Source organism: Roseibium sp. ROS1 (assembly GCF_054658215.1).
The window spans coordinates 927,527-944,499 of the sequence record NZ_BAAGIG010000002.1 but is presented as its reverse complement, the minus strand read 5'-3'; the positions used below and the strand labels follow the sequence as shown (position 1 = coordinate 944,499).

The following is a 16,973-nucleotide window of genomic DNA, read 5'->3' as shown; positions in this document are numbered from 1 at the left end:
GGTATGGGCGCTGATGATCGCGCCAAGCTGATGGACAGCTTGAAAGCCAACCGCCGTTCTGCGCGTGGACGGGCGACGTCTTCGTCGGCACGTCCACAAGCGGCAGCCCCGAAGCGCAAGGTCTATGACTTCAAGGAGCTGCCGCAGGTCAAGCAGTTGCAGATGCACAGAGCTGCGGCAGACATGATGGGGATCGAAAATCCGTTTTTCCGACCTCACGACGGGCTGGCAGCGGGTACGAGCGTCATCAACGGCAGCAACTACGACAATTTCGCTTCTTACAACTACCTCGGCCTGAACGGGCACCCCAAGGTCAACGAGGCCGCAAAGGCCTATGTCGACAAATTCGGCACGAGCGTTTCCGCAAGCCGTATTGTTGCCGGCGAGCGCCCTTTCCACGCAGAACTGGAAGCAGCGCTGGCGAGGATCCACGGTGTGGAATCGTCGATCGTCATGGTGTCCGGTCATGCCACCAACGTCACGACGATCGGCCATTTGGTCCACAAGGGTGATCTGGTCCTGACAGACTCTTTCGTGCACAACTCGATTGCCGAAGGTGTTCGCCTGTCCGGCGCGACCCGCATGAACTTCCCTCATGATGATCTTGATGCTCTGGAAAAGATGCTCGCAGATCATCGGCACAAGTTCGACAAGGTGCTTGTTGTTGTGGAAGGTCTCTATTCGATGGATGGAGATTTCCCGGACCTGAAGCGGGTCGTGAAGCTCAAACAGGCTTATGACGCCTGGCTGATGGTCGACGAAGCACATTCCATCGGTGTCCTCGGCAAGACCGGCAAGGGCATCGCCGAGCATTTCGGGATAGACCCGACTGAAGTCGAGATCTGGATGGGGACGCTGTCCAAGACCTTCTCATCCTGCGGTGGCTATATCGCCGGATCCAAGGTCCTGTGCGACTACCTCAAAGTGTCTGCGCCGGGTTTCGTGTTTTCCGTTGGACTTTCCGCCGCGCTCGCGGGCGCTGCCATTGCGTCTGCCGAACTGCTCGAGCAGGAACCTGAGCGAGTCGCAAAGCTTCAGAAGAACGGAGCACTCTTTCTGGAGCTCGCGAAGGAAGCCGGACTGAACACTGGCCCCAGTGCCGGCTACGCGGTGGTTCCGGTCATTGTCGGCGATTCTGCAAGTGCCGCAACACTTTCCAATCGTTTGCTCGCAAAGGGAATCAATGCCCTGCCGATCATTTTCCCGGCCGTGCCTGAAAAATCAGCGCGCATTCGGTTCTTCATTACGAGCGAACATACCGAAGACCAGATTCGGCGTGCTGTAGAGACAACGGCTTCCGAACTCGACGCCATGCGCGCGGACGGAACTGCCGTCGACAGGCTTATCAAGGCTACGCGCTAACAGATTTGGGCACTATGCCTCCCGCAATTGCCGGACACGGATATGCTGTCGTGTCCGGATCAGTGGAAGCCTACCTGTCAGAGTTCTCTCGATAACGCGGATCCTGATCAATCGTCACATCAAAACCGCCCATGAAGAGATCGCCGATTTTCGTCGGCAACAGATTCTGAAGGCGAATACCCCAGGCCAGCAAAAACGGAAACGCATAGAACGGCTTGCGACGGTCGATGGCCCGTCGCATCAATGTGGCTGCTTTTGAAGCCGGCATTTCGAATGGTTTGGCACCGTTGTGGCGCGCAGACATCGGTGAAGTGATGAACCCCGGACAGATGATCGTCACGGATATGCCGAAGGGCTTCAACCAACCGCGAAGGGAATGCCCGTAGGCAATGAGTGCCGCCTTCGTGGCGCTGTAGCTCGGCATATCCGGCAAGGCACGCATTCCGGCCAGAGACGAGATAAGCACCAGTTGCCCACACCGGCGTTTTTGCATGTTGTCGATGAGGCCCGTGAGAGTGTTGACCACGCCTCGATAGTTCACATCGATCTGCCGATCGCTGTCGGCATTCGTTTCGCGCGTTCGGTTGGGACCGAGCCCGGCAGTCACACCAGCATTTGCAATGACCAGTTCTACAGGATGCCGTGCATCCAGATCACTGAGGTAGCCATGCAGTGCTTCGCGATCACGAATATCGATGGCACTGATTTCACCGTCAGCGCCAAGCTCGTGAATTTCCTTCAGCAAAGCTTCCAGCCGCGCCTCGTCCCGGGCAATGAGGGCGAAATAGATCCCAGGACCAGCGTATTCACGAGCAAGCGCCTGCCCAATGCCGCCGCTGGCACCGGTCAACACGATGACCTTTTGTGTTTCGCCTGCCATTCTTGCCTCTCCCATGAGGGTTAGATTCCAAGTTTTCTGCCTAGCCAGGACGCGTGCCGCTTGATCGCAGTCACCAGAAGGTGCCGCTTGTCTGTCCGTTGCTCCGCAAGCCGCGCAACCAGAAACTCCGGTGAGCATGGCAACAAGGAAACCGGGTCAATTGTGCGGGCATACTTCACGAGAGCCAGATAGACCAGCTCCGGCAAGGTGCGGCTTGTGCCCCTGCCTTCAATCCGGGTCAAATCCTCACAAAGGCCCCAGCCGGCATAAAAGGGCGCTCCATGGACACACACCTTCTTGCCCCGTAGCAAAGCTTCGAACCCCGATAACGAAGAAAAAGTCTCGACGCCATCGACTGCCTCTATGAGGTCGATGATATTCGCATCTTCGGCAATTTCATCGGCGTATTCCAGCGCGGTTTCACGGGGCACCTTGCCTTTGCGCAAACCGGTCTCAACATCGGGATGTGGCTTGAAAACCAGGAACGCCTCGGGATGGCGGGCACGGGCGAGGCGAAGCAGATCAAGATTCACGTTCGGTGTGTTGGCGCAATCGATTGTCGCAGATCTGGATTTTCTGATTGCCGCATCGTCCGCAACCTGCCCCGGTACAAGGATCTTTTCCTTGTTGGCCGGATAGGCAAATGAACGCGTCTTGCCGAAATTGTATTTGGAGACCCTGGCGCGGATGATCAGGTCGATCAAAGTTTCGCCCCGTTCTCGTTCTGCCGGTGAAAGCTCGTACTCTTTCAGTAGAACTTCAAGCCGGCTGGGCCGAGACGGGTCGTAGTAGATGCCGAGGTCATCGACCGCAAGCATAGCCCCTCTTGCAAGGCCTGCACCAAGACCGACGGAGCGCAAGAAACCGTCTTCTATGCGCGACAACTGAATCCCGTTTTGTATGCAGATCTGCTCGAACGCGGGATCGGTGCGCCCCGCCCAGGAATATATCCGCCCGCCGTCACTCCGTGCGGCTGAGACCGCATCCTGTTGGGTTTCGTGAAACGTGACCGCCCCGCCTTTTCCGGAAAAGGTGGCGTTGATCGAAGGATGGTTCCAATACTGCGCGCCGTAACAATGGCCGGGCATGGCGTTGTCCTGCCACTGCTCCTGCATAAGCGAGTGGATCTCCAGCGCATCACCTGGGTGCAGAAGATCGCCTGTATAAGGTGAGAACCAGGCAGTCCGGCAAGACAGTATCCAGTTCAGCAGATCGTCGATGGCTATCTGCTCAAGAGCGGCCCTGTTTTTGAGCTCGGTCCAGAACAAGGCGCCCTCTTGCTGGACTTCGTCTCCGGCCAAAAGTCTCTGAAGTGAAAGACCTTCGGCTCCAATGACCTCTGTTTCGCCCGCCGCGGAACTGGAGAGCAACTGCTCACGCCAAGTGCCTGCAAAATCGCAAACCGACGCAATGTTTAGGCCGTGTGTGACGAACTGCCGGATTAGCGTGTCACAGGCGACGCTCATCAAAGAGCGTTCTTTCAGCTCAGTGCGGCTCACTGGCAAAAGAATTAAGCTGGAGGGCAGCCGCCGGGCTTGTGCAGGGGTTGGTCCTTCCAGGACCAGAAGAAGGCTACCTATGGCAGGCTTCATTCTGCTGAACGCATTGGCGTTTTTCAGCCAAACTGCCTGATATGGACTGGTATCTGAACTCTCAAGGATCCCGCCCTCGATAGCCGCTTGAAGACGGGTTTCCAAAGGCCGAAGCTCCGGGTCGACAATCTTCAACGCCGATTTATGCCCCTTCAGCCAGCCGATCACAACGGCACTCCGAGCGCACGTGCCCTGGCGAGCCTGGGAGGAGGATCGACATAGGCTCCGAAGGCGTTCAAGTCTCTATTGGCAATCTTTTCGGCAATGTTTTTCGCCGCAACTGCGACACCTTCCGAATTGTGGATCGACCCTCGTACCTGCGTGGAAGCTGCCAGTGCTTGAACGTAAGTGAGGAGAAGGTCACGATCCGGCTGATCCGGATTATTCCAGAAACTCGCCAGATCACCCTGGTGGGTCAGGCCGGCAATATCGTAGTGGGCCGGCACCAGCGTCTTCACCGGCACGCCAGCTTGCAAGGCTTCCAGCCCAGCAGTGGAATTCAGCGTCACGACCCCGAGCGCCTGCTCGAACGGCTTTGCAAGGCCGCCGCCATCGAGAAAATGCACCCTGTGCTGCAAGCCGAAGCGGTCTGCAAGTTGATCTGCAACACCCGGCCAGTCTTCGAAGCCGACATCGAGAGGGTGGCTCTTCAGGACCAGGTGAACGTCGTCATCTGCCACTTCGGCCAAGGAGCGGAAAACGACCTCCAGAACCTCTTCAAAACTGCGGAATGGAGAATGTCTGCGCAACTGGAAATCTCCCTCCAGCTGCAATGGCAGCACGTAATAGCGAACTGCCTTCTCCTGCAATTCCGCAAGCTGGCGTTCTGCTGCCCTGTTCCTCCGCTTTTCCTTCAACAGCCTAACTGCTCCGCGCAGATATTCAGCGACCGGGGAATAGATCGTGTGCCGCTGATAGGCAGGATAGAGCGGCTTCAGGAAGACATTCGTCAGGTTATAAACCACGTCAGGCGCTGTCTGGAGCCAGAAGCTGGAGGGATAACGCGGGGAGAGATCCACCGGCCCTGCAGTCTCGGCTATACGCCTTATCGCAGCCGGGTCGGAAGGAAAGTGACTGAGCGTAGACAAACCGGTTCGCTCCAGCGTCATCCAGCCGGGCCGCAATGCCCCAAGTTCTGTCACGGCAACATAAACGCCTAACTGGACTGCCTTTTCGACAGCAAGGCGATGGTAAAGGCGCTGATCCCCATGAAGAACGAGATCTGTAATCTCGTGTTTGCGCAGATAGTCTTCTATGTAGGCCGGCCATTCGGATGGCTGCCCCTTGAAACTGATACAGCCCTTTCCGTGCCAATGTAGCCAGTCACCAGCGCAGAAATTGATCCGGTGAACATCAAACCCGAGGGCTTTGAGGCAATCACCCGTTTGCTTGTAGAGCGAAGATAACGGTCCCTGCAGAAATAAGACCCGTCTTACGACGTTTGGGCGAGCTTCCGTTGCCAGAGACGGCTCAACCGCGCCAGACATGTGTCCACCGTTCAGTTTTGCCGCGCCGTTCCAGTTGTTCGGAGAAGGTCGTCGCGATCCCTCTCGCCTGCGCCTTTTGCAAACGAGGCGGCATTTCACAGAAGGCTTGCGGCAAATTAACCGTGTCCGCAATCATCCGTTCCGCCATCATGTCGGCAGCGGCCTCTCTGCCTTCCTTGGTGTAGAAACATCCCTTGACCTGAATGGACGCGGCAAGCAATCGCTCAAGCGCATCCAGCAGATCCTGATCGGGCATCGTCGGGTTGCGCCAGAAATCATCAAGAGGGTTCTGGCAGGTCAGCCCCGCGATATCATAAAGTGCGATGCCGAGAACCTTCGTGGGGCAATTTGCCCTGAGGGCATGCAGACCGGTGGTGCTGTTTATCGTCAAAGAGCCTGCTGCGTGTTCCAGTAGCCGGTTCAGGTTGCCACCATCCACCAGAACCACACGCTTCTTGACCCGGTATTTCTTGGCGAGCGTCCGCAGGATTCGCCCCCAAGGCTCCATGCCATTGTCCAGAGGGTGGACTTTAAAGACAAGGCGCGCTGCGGCAGGTGCGTTTTCTGCAAACGACTTGATGACCTCCTCCGCAGCATCGGCAATATGGTCGTACTGAGAGTTATAGCGCAGCTGATAGTCGCTCTGAAGCTGAAGGGGAAAGACGTAGTATGGCAGGCCAGTCGCAATAATGTCGTCAATCACGTGGTGGGCGTGCCTGTTGCGGCTTTTGGCGAGCGAGAATCGCGGAATATTGCTCAGGTAGTCGATCAGCGGATGATAGAGCTTGTCACGGACATACCTGGGATATGACAACGCGAAGATCACGTTGGACATATTGTAGGTTACCTCGTTCACCGCTTCGTTGATGAACGGGTACTTGTAGAGTGCCTGCCGGTCGATATCTGGAAGGCTGCTGCCTACCTTCATGATGAGTTCCGGATCATCCGGAAACCGGGAGTGCGCCGACATTCCGCAATGCTCGAGCGTTATCCAGTCAGGACGCAGATAGCCGTTCTCAAAGGTCAGACACGTTATGCCGAGTTCCGCTCCCACTTCCGCCGCTGCAACATGATAAGGCACACGATCCGCGTAATAGACGATGTGGGTAATCTTCTGGTCGAGACAGTAGGCTCGAAGCCATTCGGGCCAGTTTCGCAAGGAACCACGATAGGATGTACATCTGCGGTCGTGCCAACCGATCCAGTCGCCGGCACACAGGTTCACACGGCGTGTGGACGCCCCTGCTTTTTCAAGGCTGTCGGCAATTGTTCGCGCAAAAACGCCAGGCGGCCCTTGCAGAAACAGCACCACCATTGAACTGACTGAAACCATGCAATCTGCCAACCTACCGGCTTTAACGGCCCACCATGTTTATCTGAGCCGTTAAATCTTCTTACGGCAACTGTTATTCTGTGAGGTTACTTACCACAGAGTAGTTGCTGATGAGCGGTGCGATGATTTGCAGGAACTTGCCAAGCTCAGCAGTCGGATGGTTCGAAACGAACAGGATGTCCTTGTCCCGCATTTCGAATTTCTGCGACATGAAAAAGCCCTTCGGATCGCGAAGGCTCAGTTTATATACAAGTGGAACGCTCTGCGAGCCCGTCAATTTGTCCGCGAGAAGAGGCTTGAGCTTTCGCACAAGCGCAGCATCTTCGAAGCGGAACAGGAACACACCGTTTGCATCCGCGCGATCATCCCGCAAACCACCCACCGTCGCCAGGGCCTCGGCCATTGTGACGGTTTTCGTCCTGAACGGAACGAGCTGGTTTGCCTTGAGGGCACCAAAAGCAGAGAAAGTACGCGGGCGATGCGACAGAAGAATGTTGTCGTTCGGCGCGATCAGAACGTTGTTTTCCGGATAGTCGATCAGATCTTCCAGACGCGTGGTACCGGCGCGATTGCCGCGCTTCAGCGTAACCACGGTCTCATAGGTCGCGTCGCGCGCGCCACCTGCCTGCGCAACGAGGTCAAGCAGGCGAGTATTTCGCAGCGGCAGCGGATAAACGCCCGGCTTGGCGACATCGCCGACGACAACCGCGGTTGAGCTCAGCTTGTCTCGGAGAGAAATCAGAACCTGCGGCTCAACGGCCTTGCCAACGAGTTTCTGCTGCACCGATTGGCGCAAGCCCTCAATGCTGAGGCCTGCTGCCCGTATACGGCCAGCGTACGGCACGAAGATATAGCCGCTCTCGTCAACAACGGACGGAATGTTGCTCGACCCGCCACCGCCACTGCTGAACAGGCCGTCTGGCGACGCTTCCCAGATAGTGACATTCAGCGTGTCACCAACGCCGAGGAGCGTTGAAGACCCGCCACTTCCAACTCCGTGGAACTGGTTGGCGAAAGCAAGTGGGCGGTAATTCTTGATGGTGTCAATGTTGGACGGTTCGACAACGACGACGGTGTAATCACCCGTCTGCGCGCTGGTTTCGACATCTTGCGACGAAATATTTATCGCAGCCGGGCCCTCGCCCGGCAGGGCGGAGCATCCAAACAGAACTCCGGCAGCCGCCAATACTGACAAAAAACGCATTAGTACCCAATCCACCCAAATTGCTGCCAAGTCTGGTAACACCCTCTTGCAAGGTTGTCCAAGACGCATCGCAGCTTTCCCCGGGAGAAACCTCCCAGCTGTGACTTTGCTGTAACACTACACCGTCTTTTCCTAGTGAATTGATAAATTTCCAATTTATCGTCTTCTGTTCGGCATGTGAGCGTCGATAATCGAATTCAGCGTCAGAGCTTCCAACATCTGTCTTCGGGGTATCTTATGACCGCCAGCAACCGGCATAACGACATTAAAAACATTAAAATTCTCTCGTCAGAATTAACAATCTGGCTGCGGGATTCGGCCTTGCCGCTCTGGTCAACTGCCGGTATCGACTCGCAAACAAAAACCAGTCTTGACGTTATCGACCTCAATACTGGTGCCGGCCTTCCTGTCACGCGGCGCGCGCGGGTCGTGAGCAGGCAGATCTATTCCTTTCTGGAAGGCAAGAAGCTCGGGTGGACGGGACCAGCCGAGGAATTAGCGGCCGAACTTTATGGCTGGTACACCAGCACTTTCCTGATGCCGGACGGACACTACGCCTCTTGTGTTGACATGAATAACACAGTCACAGACACGAGTTTCGACCTCTACAATCAGTCTTTTTCCCTCTTTGGCTTCGCCAAGCTGGCAGCGGATCTTCCCGCCTGTAAAACCAGCGCAAGCGAACACGCCGACAAGCTGCTGGACCATCTGATGACGGCCTATCGTCATCCGGATGCAGGATTTCAAGAAGCCTCTCCCGCGAAGGTGCCGCTTTGCTCCAATCCGCACATGCACATGTTCGAAGCGTGCCTCGCATGGGAAAAAGTCTCCTCAGATTCTGCCTGGGCAGACCTTGCCGATGAAATCGCCGAACTTGCCCTGACGCGATTCATCGACCCGGTTTCAGGCGGGCTTCGAGAATTCTTCAACAGCGACTGGACCCCGTTTGATGGTGACAAGGGCCGTGTCATGGAGCCCGGTCACCAGTTCGAATGGGCGTGGCTCCTGACAAGATGGGGGCAATCGAGAATGGATGCGGGCGCCCTGATTGCTGCGCGGCGCCTCTATGACATTGCATGGACCTACGGCATAGATGAAAGCCGCGGCGTCGCCTTCATGGCCTTGAACGACGATTTTTCCGTCCGTGACCCCATGGCACGCCTGTGGGGACAGACGGAATGGATCAAGGCCGCCGTCGCTCTGGCAGAAGTTTCAACCGGCGCAGAAAGGGACGCCTACCTGGCGGATATTCCGGAAGCCGTCCAGGCACTGAAGGTCTATTTTGCAGATGTCCCCGCCGGTTTGTGGCGAGACAAGCTCTCTCCCGACGGAACCTTCGTCGATGAACCTGCACCGGCAAGTTCGCTCTATCACATCGTTTGCGCCATCTCGGAACTTCACGATTTCGCAGAATCACTTTGACCGGGCCGTCGGCGTCAAAAAGGCGCGCATGGCGAAACCAGAGCAGTAAAAGACGCATTCGGCCTTTTTCATTTCGATACAGAGCTCTATAGCTTGTCGCCGGTTTAAGAAGACGTGCGACCAATGAGGAGGCCGAATGCCCAAGGCTCAGATCATCGATGGCAAGGCTATCGCGGAAAGTGTCAGGCAAGAAATCACCAACCGGGCAGCCAAGCTGCTGGAAACCAGCGGCAAACGCCCCGGTCTGGCGGTCGTCCTGGTGGGTGAGGATCCTGCCAGCCAGGTCTACGTACGCAATAAGGACAAGGCCGCCGAAGCCTGCGGTTTTCACTCCGTGAAACACACGCTCGCTGCCGACACCAGCGAGGACGCTGTGCTGGCACTTGTCGACCAGCTCAACAACGACCCTGATATTCACGGAATTCTGGTGCAGCTGCCTTTGCCGGGACATATCGACGAGAGCAAGGTGCTGCGCCTCATCCGCCCGGAAAAGGACGTCGACGGTTTCCATCCTGTCAATGTTGGACTGCTGACTGCCGGAGAACGGGACAGTGCGCTGGTGCCTTGCACACCTGCCGGTAGCCTGGTGCTGTTGAAGCGCACACTCGGCGACACGCTGTCGGGTCTCAACGCAGTCGTGGTGGGCCGATCCAACATCGTCGGCAAACCCATGGCGAGCCTTCTGCTTCAGGAAAGCTGCACTGTCACGATCGCTCACAGCCGCACAAGAGACCTGCCGGACGTCGTGCGCTCCGCGGACATTGTCGTCGCGGCGGTCGGTCGGCCGGAGATGATCAAGGGCGATTGGATCAAACCGGGCGCGACCGTTATCGATGTCGGCATCAACCGAATTCCGGCTCCGGACCTGGGTGAAGGCAAAGCTCGCCTGGTTGGCGATGTGAACTTTGCAGAAGCAGTAGAGGTTGCAGGTGCCATAACACCGGTTCCCGGCGGCGTTGGTCCAATGACGATTGCAATGCTGATGGTCAATACCTTGACGGCTGCTCGCCGTCTGCTTGACCTTCCGGCGGAAGAAGCACTTTTTTGAGTAATAGCCGGCCGGCACGAACGCGCGCGCAAGAATATTTTCGCGCGTTCTTGCGACACATTCACTAAAGTCTTGTGCCACCTTCTCTCTTGAACTCGTTCCGGCGCCATGGTCTATCGTGTTTGTATTCGCTTAACCATGGCCCTTTAAGGTGCGTAACGTAGGGGCTGCAAACGCAGATGGTTGAATTGCGCTGTTATCAGATGCAATTCGGCTGACCAATTAAACAGGCGGCAGTGAGTGAAGGGTCTACCGTCTTGCAAGTCCGGCACGTTCGCCGGCAGGCGTTTCAACGCATTTTCCTCATTGGCAGCCTGGTTGGCTGGCGGTGTTTCTTTTGTTGCCTTGCGCCCGGCTGGCGCTGGGTTGGCCTGTGCCCTTCTTCTTGCAGCTCCCCTTCCCGCAAATTCCTTTGAAATATTCGGCTGGAAGTTTTTCGAATCGGCGGAAGACGAAGCCAACGCTGTTCCCGATCCCCTGCCCTACGAGGCAGACCTGACCATCTCCAATGGTGCGGATGATCTCACCAAGGAATTGAAAGACGCCTCGCTGCTGGTACAGCAACAGGAAAAGCCTCCCTCCGGCGAGGCAGGCCTGCTCGCACGCTCTCTTTCTGATCGCGAACGGCTGATCGCCCAGCTTTATGCCGATGGCCGCTACGGTGGAACTGTCGATATCACGCTTGCAGGCATTCCGCTTGAAACCGCTCTTGAACAAAGTGATTTGCCTGACGCTCGGCCGGTGAAGGTTGAGATCCTGGTCAATCCGGGGCCGGTCTTCACCTTCAGCAATATCGACGTTTCGTCCCAGGACGGTGATCTGTCCACCGACCCGTCCTTCTGGGGCCTCGCGAAAGGCGAGGTCGCTGCTTCCGGCAAGATCCTGACGGCGGAAAAGCGCATGATCGCGCTTCTGCGCGATCGCGGTTATCCGAAGGCGCGGATCGCTGAACGCCGGATAACGGCGGACCATAGCACCAACACCCTCGCCGTGGCGCTGATCGCCGATGCCGGCCATCAGGCACGTTTCGGCCCGGTCTCGGTCAAAGGTACGGAAGTCACTGACCCGGATTTCGTCGTCCAGCAGGCAATGCTTCCGGTCGGAGGCGTCTATTCGCCTGAAGACCTGGCCCGTGCACGCAAACGGCTCAACGAACTCGGCATCTTCTCGTCCATCCGGCTCGTGGAAGGCGAAATCGAAGGGCCAGACGGCACCATGCCGGTCACCATCGAGGTGAGCGAACGCAAGCGCCACGTGATCGGTGCCGGTGCTTCCTGGTCCAGTACCGAGGGCTTTGGTGTCGAATCCTATTGGCGCAGAAGAAATCTCTTCGGCCGGGGCGAATTGCTCTCTGTTGAAGGGTCCGTTGGCAGGATCGGCAACGAGAGCGTCCTCGACATGGAGTACTCGGCGCGGATCGCCTTTGAAAAGCCAGGCGTTTTCGGCCCGCTTACCAGCTTTTCGACCAGCCTGCAGGCACGTCAGGAACATCCCGACGCCTACAAGAGCCGGTCGATTACCTATGACGCCTATCTCAACAGGGAATTTTCCGAGCAGCTGAAAGGCCGCGCGGGAGCCGAGGTCTTTTACGCCAATGAAGAAGACGCCTTCGGCGATGGCGACTATCTGCTGGTTGGACTGCCGGCGGACCTGACCTTCGACAACCGTGATGACAAGCTCAATCCTTCCAAGGGGATTTTCGCTGCCCTGTTTGCAGAGCCCGCTTACGATACCCTGAACAGCAACGCGATGGGGTTCATCAAAGGCACTGTTTCCAGTTACTATGCGCTCGATCAGGCCAAGCGTTTCATTCTTGCGGGCCGCGTCTCCACAGGGTCGATCCTGGCGCCGTCCGTGGAATCGGTTCCAGCCAGCCGGCGGTTCATCGCCGGTGGTGGCGGGTCCATCCGTGGCTACGCCTATCGCAACGTCGGTCCACGCAAGGATGGTGAAGTTACCGGTGGACGCTCAATTATCGAGCTTTCCGGTGAAGTTCGCGTCATGGTGACCGAAACTATTGGAATCGTTGGATTTGTTGATGCAGGTAATGCATACGAAGACAGCATTCCTGATTTTTCCGAGAGCCTGAAGGTGGGCGTTGGCGCTGGTCTGCGCTACTTTACTCCAATAGGCCCGCTTCGAGTCGATGCTGCGGTGCCGCTGGATCCGGGACAGGATGACCCGGACTTCGCCCTTTATGTAGGTTTGAGCCAGGCGTTCTAACGCAGATGCGTTTTCTGAAACTTTCCTTGCGAATCTTCGGATTCCTGATCGCGGTTGCGATTGCTGTTCCCGTCCTCGCCCTTTGTGCCCTGCAAGTGCCGGCGGGCCGCACCTTTGTGTCCAGCGTCGTCAGCACTCTTGCCTCGTCCGACAATCAGACCATCACGATCGAAGATTTGTACATCAGCTTTGGGCTGAAGGCTGAAGTCGGCAAGGTCTCCCTGGCCGACAAGGAAGGAACCTGGCTGAACGTCGAGAACATTGCCGCCGACTGGCATCCCATGCGGCTCCTTGCCGGCAATCTCGATGTTTCTTCTCTCACCGCATCCCGGATAGATCTGGAAAGAACACCTGTCCAGCCACCGGCTGAAGAGGTGGCAGTGACCGAGGAGAGCAGCTCATCGGGCGGTGTATCGCTGCCATTTAACGTCACTCTCGAACGTCTGGGCCTTGACGAAATCAACCTCGGTGCTCCCCTGCTGGGTGTACCTGTCTCCCTGACGGCCGCAGGATCGGGCTCTTTCGCGCTCGACCCGGCGCTTGTCACTGCCGATCTCGACCTGCACCGGATCGACGGCATAGAAGCCGGTCTTGTGGCCAAGGCACAGTTTGAACCCGCCGCCGAAACGCTTGCCTTCGATATTGAAGTGTCCGAACCGCGTGGGGGCCTTGCCGCACGGCTTCTTGAAGTTCCCGACCTGCCCGCGCTGGATCTGTCCCTCAAAGGTGATGGTCCCCTGACCGACTGGGCAGCCAACCTGAGTGTGGCTCTCGATGGCAGGACCACCGTCACCGGTTCGGCAAAAATCGAGGAAAATGCATCCGAACGACATCTGGCCTTCGATCTGGACGGTGATCTCGCGCCGCTTGCACCTCCCGCGGCGCAAGCCTTTCTGCTCGGAACGACAACTGCCAAAGGAGCTGCCAGGTTCTCTACGGAGTTCGCCCCTCTTTCGGCCAACCTGACCTTGAAAACACAAACACTTTCTCTGGAAGCAAAGGCCGATCTTGAGAACGATGCCGTCAACGCCACGGCGGATCTTGCCGTAAGTGCCGGGAATGACGCGCTGATTGCGCTCGACCTTGGCGAGAGGCGCATTGCCTTCGGTCCTTTGACCGGAACGGTACGTGTTTCCGGACAACGCTCCGCGGTCGACTGGCAAACCAAGATTGACCTGAAGTCACTGCAGACAACGGAAGCCAGGATTGGAGCCATCACGCTGTCGTCCTTCGGAAATGGAGCAGATCTCTCCGAAGGAACGCTGACGTCACCCTTCTCGTTGTCGCTCGCCATTGACAGGCTGGAAGGCATTACCCCGCAAACAGAGCCTTTGACCGGTTCGCTTGAATTGAAGGCTACGGGCGCCGTGAACGGCGCAACCCAATCGGCCGAGATCAAGGATCTGACCCTTTCAACCGCTGTCGCCTCGCTCGCTCTGTCGGACACGAACCTGTCAGCCGACGCTGTCAATGGATCGGGCAGGCTTTCGCTTGCCGACCTTTCCCGTCTGTCGGGCCTGGCAGGCCGCGATCTGGCCGGTGCTTTGAACGGAACATTTTCGCTGGATCTTGATCCAAGCCAACTGTCAGGCACGATCACCAGCGCTCTCGTCACCAGGGATGTCGGGACGGCAATTCCTCAGGCCGACGCGCTTCTTGAAGGTGAAACACGCATCGACGTGTCTGTCGATCTTCAAGGCGTGGACGATATTTACGTCACCAGTCTCGCTGTTTCGAACAAGGCGCTGGATGCGAAAGGGAATGCCCGTTACCGGCAGAACGAACTGAGTTCCAGCCTGACGACCAGCCTTGCCGATCTCGCAAAGGTCGATCCGCAACTTGCCGGCTCGGTAGAACTCGAAGCGAGCACGGAAGGTCCGATCGACGCGCTTGAAGTGCAGGCGGTTGCCTCTTCAAAGCAGATCATGCTTGCAGGCACACCGCTGGATGACTTGAAACTTTCTGCAGAGGCAACGGCCAATCCCGCCGCGCCTACAGCCAAGGTTACCAGCAGTGCCAGCCTGAATGGCCAACCCATTGCCGTTGATGTCGAGCTTACCAGCAAAGACGGTGGGGCGAGTGTCAGCCCGCTTTCCGTCAAACTGGCCGGCAACACCGTGACCGGTGAACTTTCTCTGGTAGATCTCGACAAGCCTGTTGAAACGCTCAAGGGCACGTTGAACATCGATGCTCCGGACCTTGCCTCGCTCTCTCCGCTCCTTCTGACGGAAATCGCCGGGCGCGTTCAAGGCACAGTGACAGCCAATCCGGAAACGCGGCAACTCGCACTCGACATTTCCGGAAGCGATATCAGCGTGCCGGCAGTCAGTCTCGGCAGCGTGAAGCTCAAGGCCAATCTTACTGCCCCATATGAGCCGGAAACCGTCACTGCGGACATTCAGCTGTCAGACATCCTGACAGATGCGACCCCGGTTCATGCGGTGAGCCTTCAGGCCCAGCCTCAAAATGGCGGCACCGCAATCACGGCGGACGTCAAGCTGGACAAGAACGGCAAGGATGGCGTGACGCTTGCAGCGCAGGTAAACGAACCGGAAGCTGGCTCCTACGTCGTCGCCCTGTCCGAGCTTGCCATGCGATATCAGGGTATCGCCAGCCAGTTGAAGCAGCCGACAACCATTTCCTATGCGGCCGGTGAAGCGACGATCGAACCACTGGAGCTTCAGCTTGGCAATGGCTCGCTTGCCGTGTCCGGCAAGGCCGGCGAGACGCTTGACCTGAACGCCAACCTGACATCCATTCCGCTCAATCTTGCCAACGCCTTTGTCCCCTCGCTTGGTCTCGGCGGTGCTCTTTCCGGGAAAGTATCTGCCTCAGGCAGCTCATCGGCTCCCGAAGCGACCTGGTCGATCTCCGGAACAGGTCTGACGGCTAACGAGTTGCGAAACAACGGTCTGGCCGCGCTCAGTCTGTCGACCTCAGGCACATTGAAGAACAACCGGATCGACCAGACGACCAAGGTCAGCGATCCGAATGGACTGAACCTCACGGCTGCGGGAACGGTCGGGCTGCAGAAACCCAATCCGATTGCTCTTACCCTGAATGGCAACGTGCCGACTGCGGCTCTCAGACGCCCCATGATCGAGGCAGGTTTGCGCGGTGAAGGCACAATCGCCCTGAGCGGCAATGTCGGCGGTTCGGCAGCAGCCCCCACTTACCAGATCACCGCCACGCCCAACGGTTTGAAGATCACCAGCCTGTCGACAGGTATCACTGTTCAGAACATTCGCGGCACGGCTTCTGTCAGCCAGAACGAAGCGTCGCTGAACGGCATTGCCGGTGACCTTGCGACGGGCGGCTCCATGTCTGCGTCAGGCACTGTTGGCATGAAGGACGGATTTCCGGCGGATCTCAGCCTGAAACTGGACAATGGGCGCTACGTCGATCCTGGCCTGGTGACTGCGGAAGTGGATGCGGATCTCAAGGTTTCCGGTCCGCTTGCTTCTACCAGCGCATCTGCCCTTATCAGCGGTCAGGTATCGATCAATAAGGCGGACGTCTCAATTCCCGAGTATCTGCCCGGTGCGATACCTCCCGTTGATGTTCGGCATATCAATGCTTCCAAGGCGATCCAGCAGCAGGTTGCAGAACTTGGCGGCGAAGTCTCCCAAACACAGACCCAGCAAAAGACCTTCCCGCCGCGTCTGGACATCGTCCTGTCCGCACCGGGACGGATCTTCATTCGCGGGCGTGGTCTTGATGCGGAACTACAGGGCAATCTCAAGATCGTCGGCACAACGGCCTCGCCGCAGGCAATCGGTGCTTTCGGACTGAAGCGTGGCCAGCTCGACATTCTCACACGCCGCCTGATCTTCTCTCGCGGCAACGCCACTTTCGAGGGCTCACTGACGCCTGTCCTCGACTTTGCGGCAACGACAGTCGTGAGCGACACCACCATCACCGTTACCGTGAGCGGCGAGGCAGACGATCCCCAGATCGCGTTCTCCTCGTCTCCCGAACTTCCGCAAGATGAAGTTCTGGCACTGCTTCTGTTCGGCAAGAGCGTCGGCAACCTGTCGCCCACACAGGTGGCACGGCTTGCGGCGGCCATAGCCACCCTCACCGGGGGCAGCGACAACGGACCTCTTGCCACGATCCGGAAGTCTCTGGGCCTGGATGCCATCGACATCAACACGGACGGGGACAACGGCCCTTCGGTCGCTGTCGGAAAATACATCAATGACAACATCTACGTCGGCGTTGAACAAGGCACGGGTACCGGTTCCAGCAGGGTGAAGGTCGACATTGACCTGGACCGCGGACTGAAGGTCCGTGGTGAAGTCGGTGCGGACGGATCTTCTAAGGCCGGTATCTTTTTTGAACGCGAGTATTGAGCCCACTCCCGTTCCCGGCAAATCTGACAGGGGCGAAGCGTGTAGCCGCCGCTGGAAACCGCGATTGCGA

General features: G+C 57.5%; 10 protein-coding genes. 5 read left to right on the top strand and 5 right to left on the bottom strand.

The window, feature by feature from the left end; all coding sequences use genetic code 11:
• Positions 1 to 3 precede the first annotated feature (3 nt).
• Positions 4 to 1,362, top strand: coding sequence for an aminotransferase class I/II-fold pyridoxal phosphate-dependent enzyme (locus tag ACYQ6M_RS12475; protein ID WP_055653918.1), 1,359 nt, complete (start codon positions 4 to 6; stop codon positions 1,360 to 1,362).
• A gap of 70 nt (positions 1,363 to 1,432) precedes the next feature.
• Here the strand turns inward: ACYQ6M_RS12475 and ACYQ6M_RS12470 are convergent, their stop codons facing one another.
• From ACYQ6M_RS12470 to ACYQ6M_RS12450, 5 genes are all read right to left on the bottom strand, one after another.
• Positions 1,433 to 2,242: an SDR family NAD(P)-dependent oxidoreductase gene (locus ACYQ6M_RS12470; RefSeq protein ID WP_460074130.1), complete on the bottom strand. Its 810-nt coding sequence runs from the start codon at positions 2,240 to 2,242 to the stop codon at positions 1,433 to 1,435.
• Positions 2,243 to 2,262: 20 nt separating this feature from the next.
• A complete protein-coding gene (locus tag ACYQ6M_RS12465) occupies positions 2,263 to 3,708 on the bottom strand; it encodes a capsular polysaccharide export protein, LipB/KpsS family (protein WP_460074128.1) in 1,446 nt (481 codons plus the stop codon).
• Positions 3,709 to 3,998: 290 nt separating this feature from the next.
• Positions 3,999 to 5,321 carry a capsule biosynthesis protein gene (locus tag ACYQ6M_RS12460; RefSeq protein WP_460074126.1) on the bottom strand — a complete coding sequence of 441 codons (1,323 nt, stop codon included), beginning with the start codon at positions 5,319 to 5,321 and terminating at the stop codon, positions 3,999 to 4,001.
• Positions 5,305 to 6,654 (bottom strand): capsule biosynthesis protein, encoded by a 1,350-nt coding sequence (locus ACYQ6M_RS12455; protein ID WP_370200754.1) that lies wholly within the window; start codon positions 6,652 to 6,654, stop codon positions 5,305 to 5,307. The genes ACYQ6M_RS12460 and ACYQ6M_RS12455 overlap by 17 nt, the downstream gene beginning before the upstream one ends.
• A 73-nt stretch (positions 6,655 to 6,727) precedes the next feature.
• Positions 6,728 to 7,858, bottom strand: coding sequence for an SLBB domain-containing protein (locus tag ACYQ6M_RS12450; RefSeq protein ID WP_055653909.1), 1,131 nt, complete (start codon positions 7,856 to 7,858; stop codon positions 6,728 to 6,730).
• A 321-nt stretch (positions 7,859 to 8,179) separates the two neighbouring features.
• Here ACYQ6M_RS12450 and ACYQ6M_RS12445 point away from each other — a divergent pair, with 321 nt between their 5' ends.
• The 4 genes from ACYQ6M_RS12445 to ACYQ6M_RS12430 all read left to right on the top strand — a co-directional run bounded on the left by ACYQ6M_RS12445 (position 8,180) and on the right by ACYQ6M_RS12430 (position 16,903).
• A complete protein-coding gene (locus tag ACYQ6M_RS12445) occupies positions 8,180 to 9,280 on the top strand; it encodes an AGE family epimerase/isomerase (RefSeq protein WP_460074123.1) in 1,101 nt (366 codons plus the stop codon).
• Between the two features lie 136 nt (positions 9,281 to 9,416).
• Entirely contained in the window at positions 9,417 to 10,328 is a 912-nt protein-coding gene (gene folD / locus ACYQ6M_RS12440) for a bifunctional methylenetetrahydrofolate dehydrogenase/methenyltetrahydrofolate cyclohydrolase FolD (protein WP_460074121.1), read from the top strand.
• A 240-nt stretch (positions 10,329 to 10,568) separates the two neighbouring features.
• Complete coding sequence (locus ACYQ6M_RS12435) at positions 10,569 to 12,551, top strand: autotransporter assembly complex protein TamA (protein WP_460074119.1); 1,983 nt, start codon at positions 10,569 to 10,571, stop codon at positions 12,549 to 12,551.
• A gap of 5 nt (positions 12,552 to 12,556) precedes the next feature.
• The gene (locus tag ACYQ6M_RS12430) at positions 12,557 to 16,903 is read left to right on the top strand and encodes a translocation/assembly module TamB domain-containing protein (RefSeq protein ID WP_460074116.1); all 4,347 of its coding nucleotides are present in this window, start codon (positions 12,557 to 12,559) and stop codon (positions 16,901 to 16,903) included.
• The last annotated feature ends 70 nt before the right edge of the window (positions 16,904 to 16,973 follow it).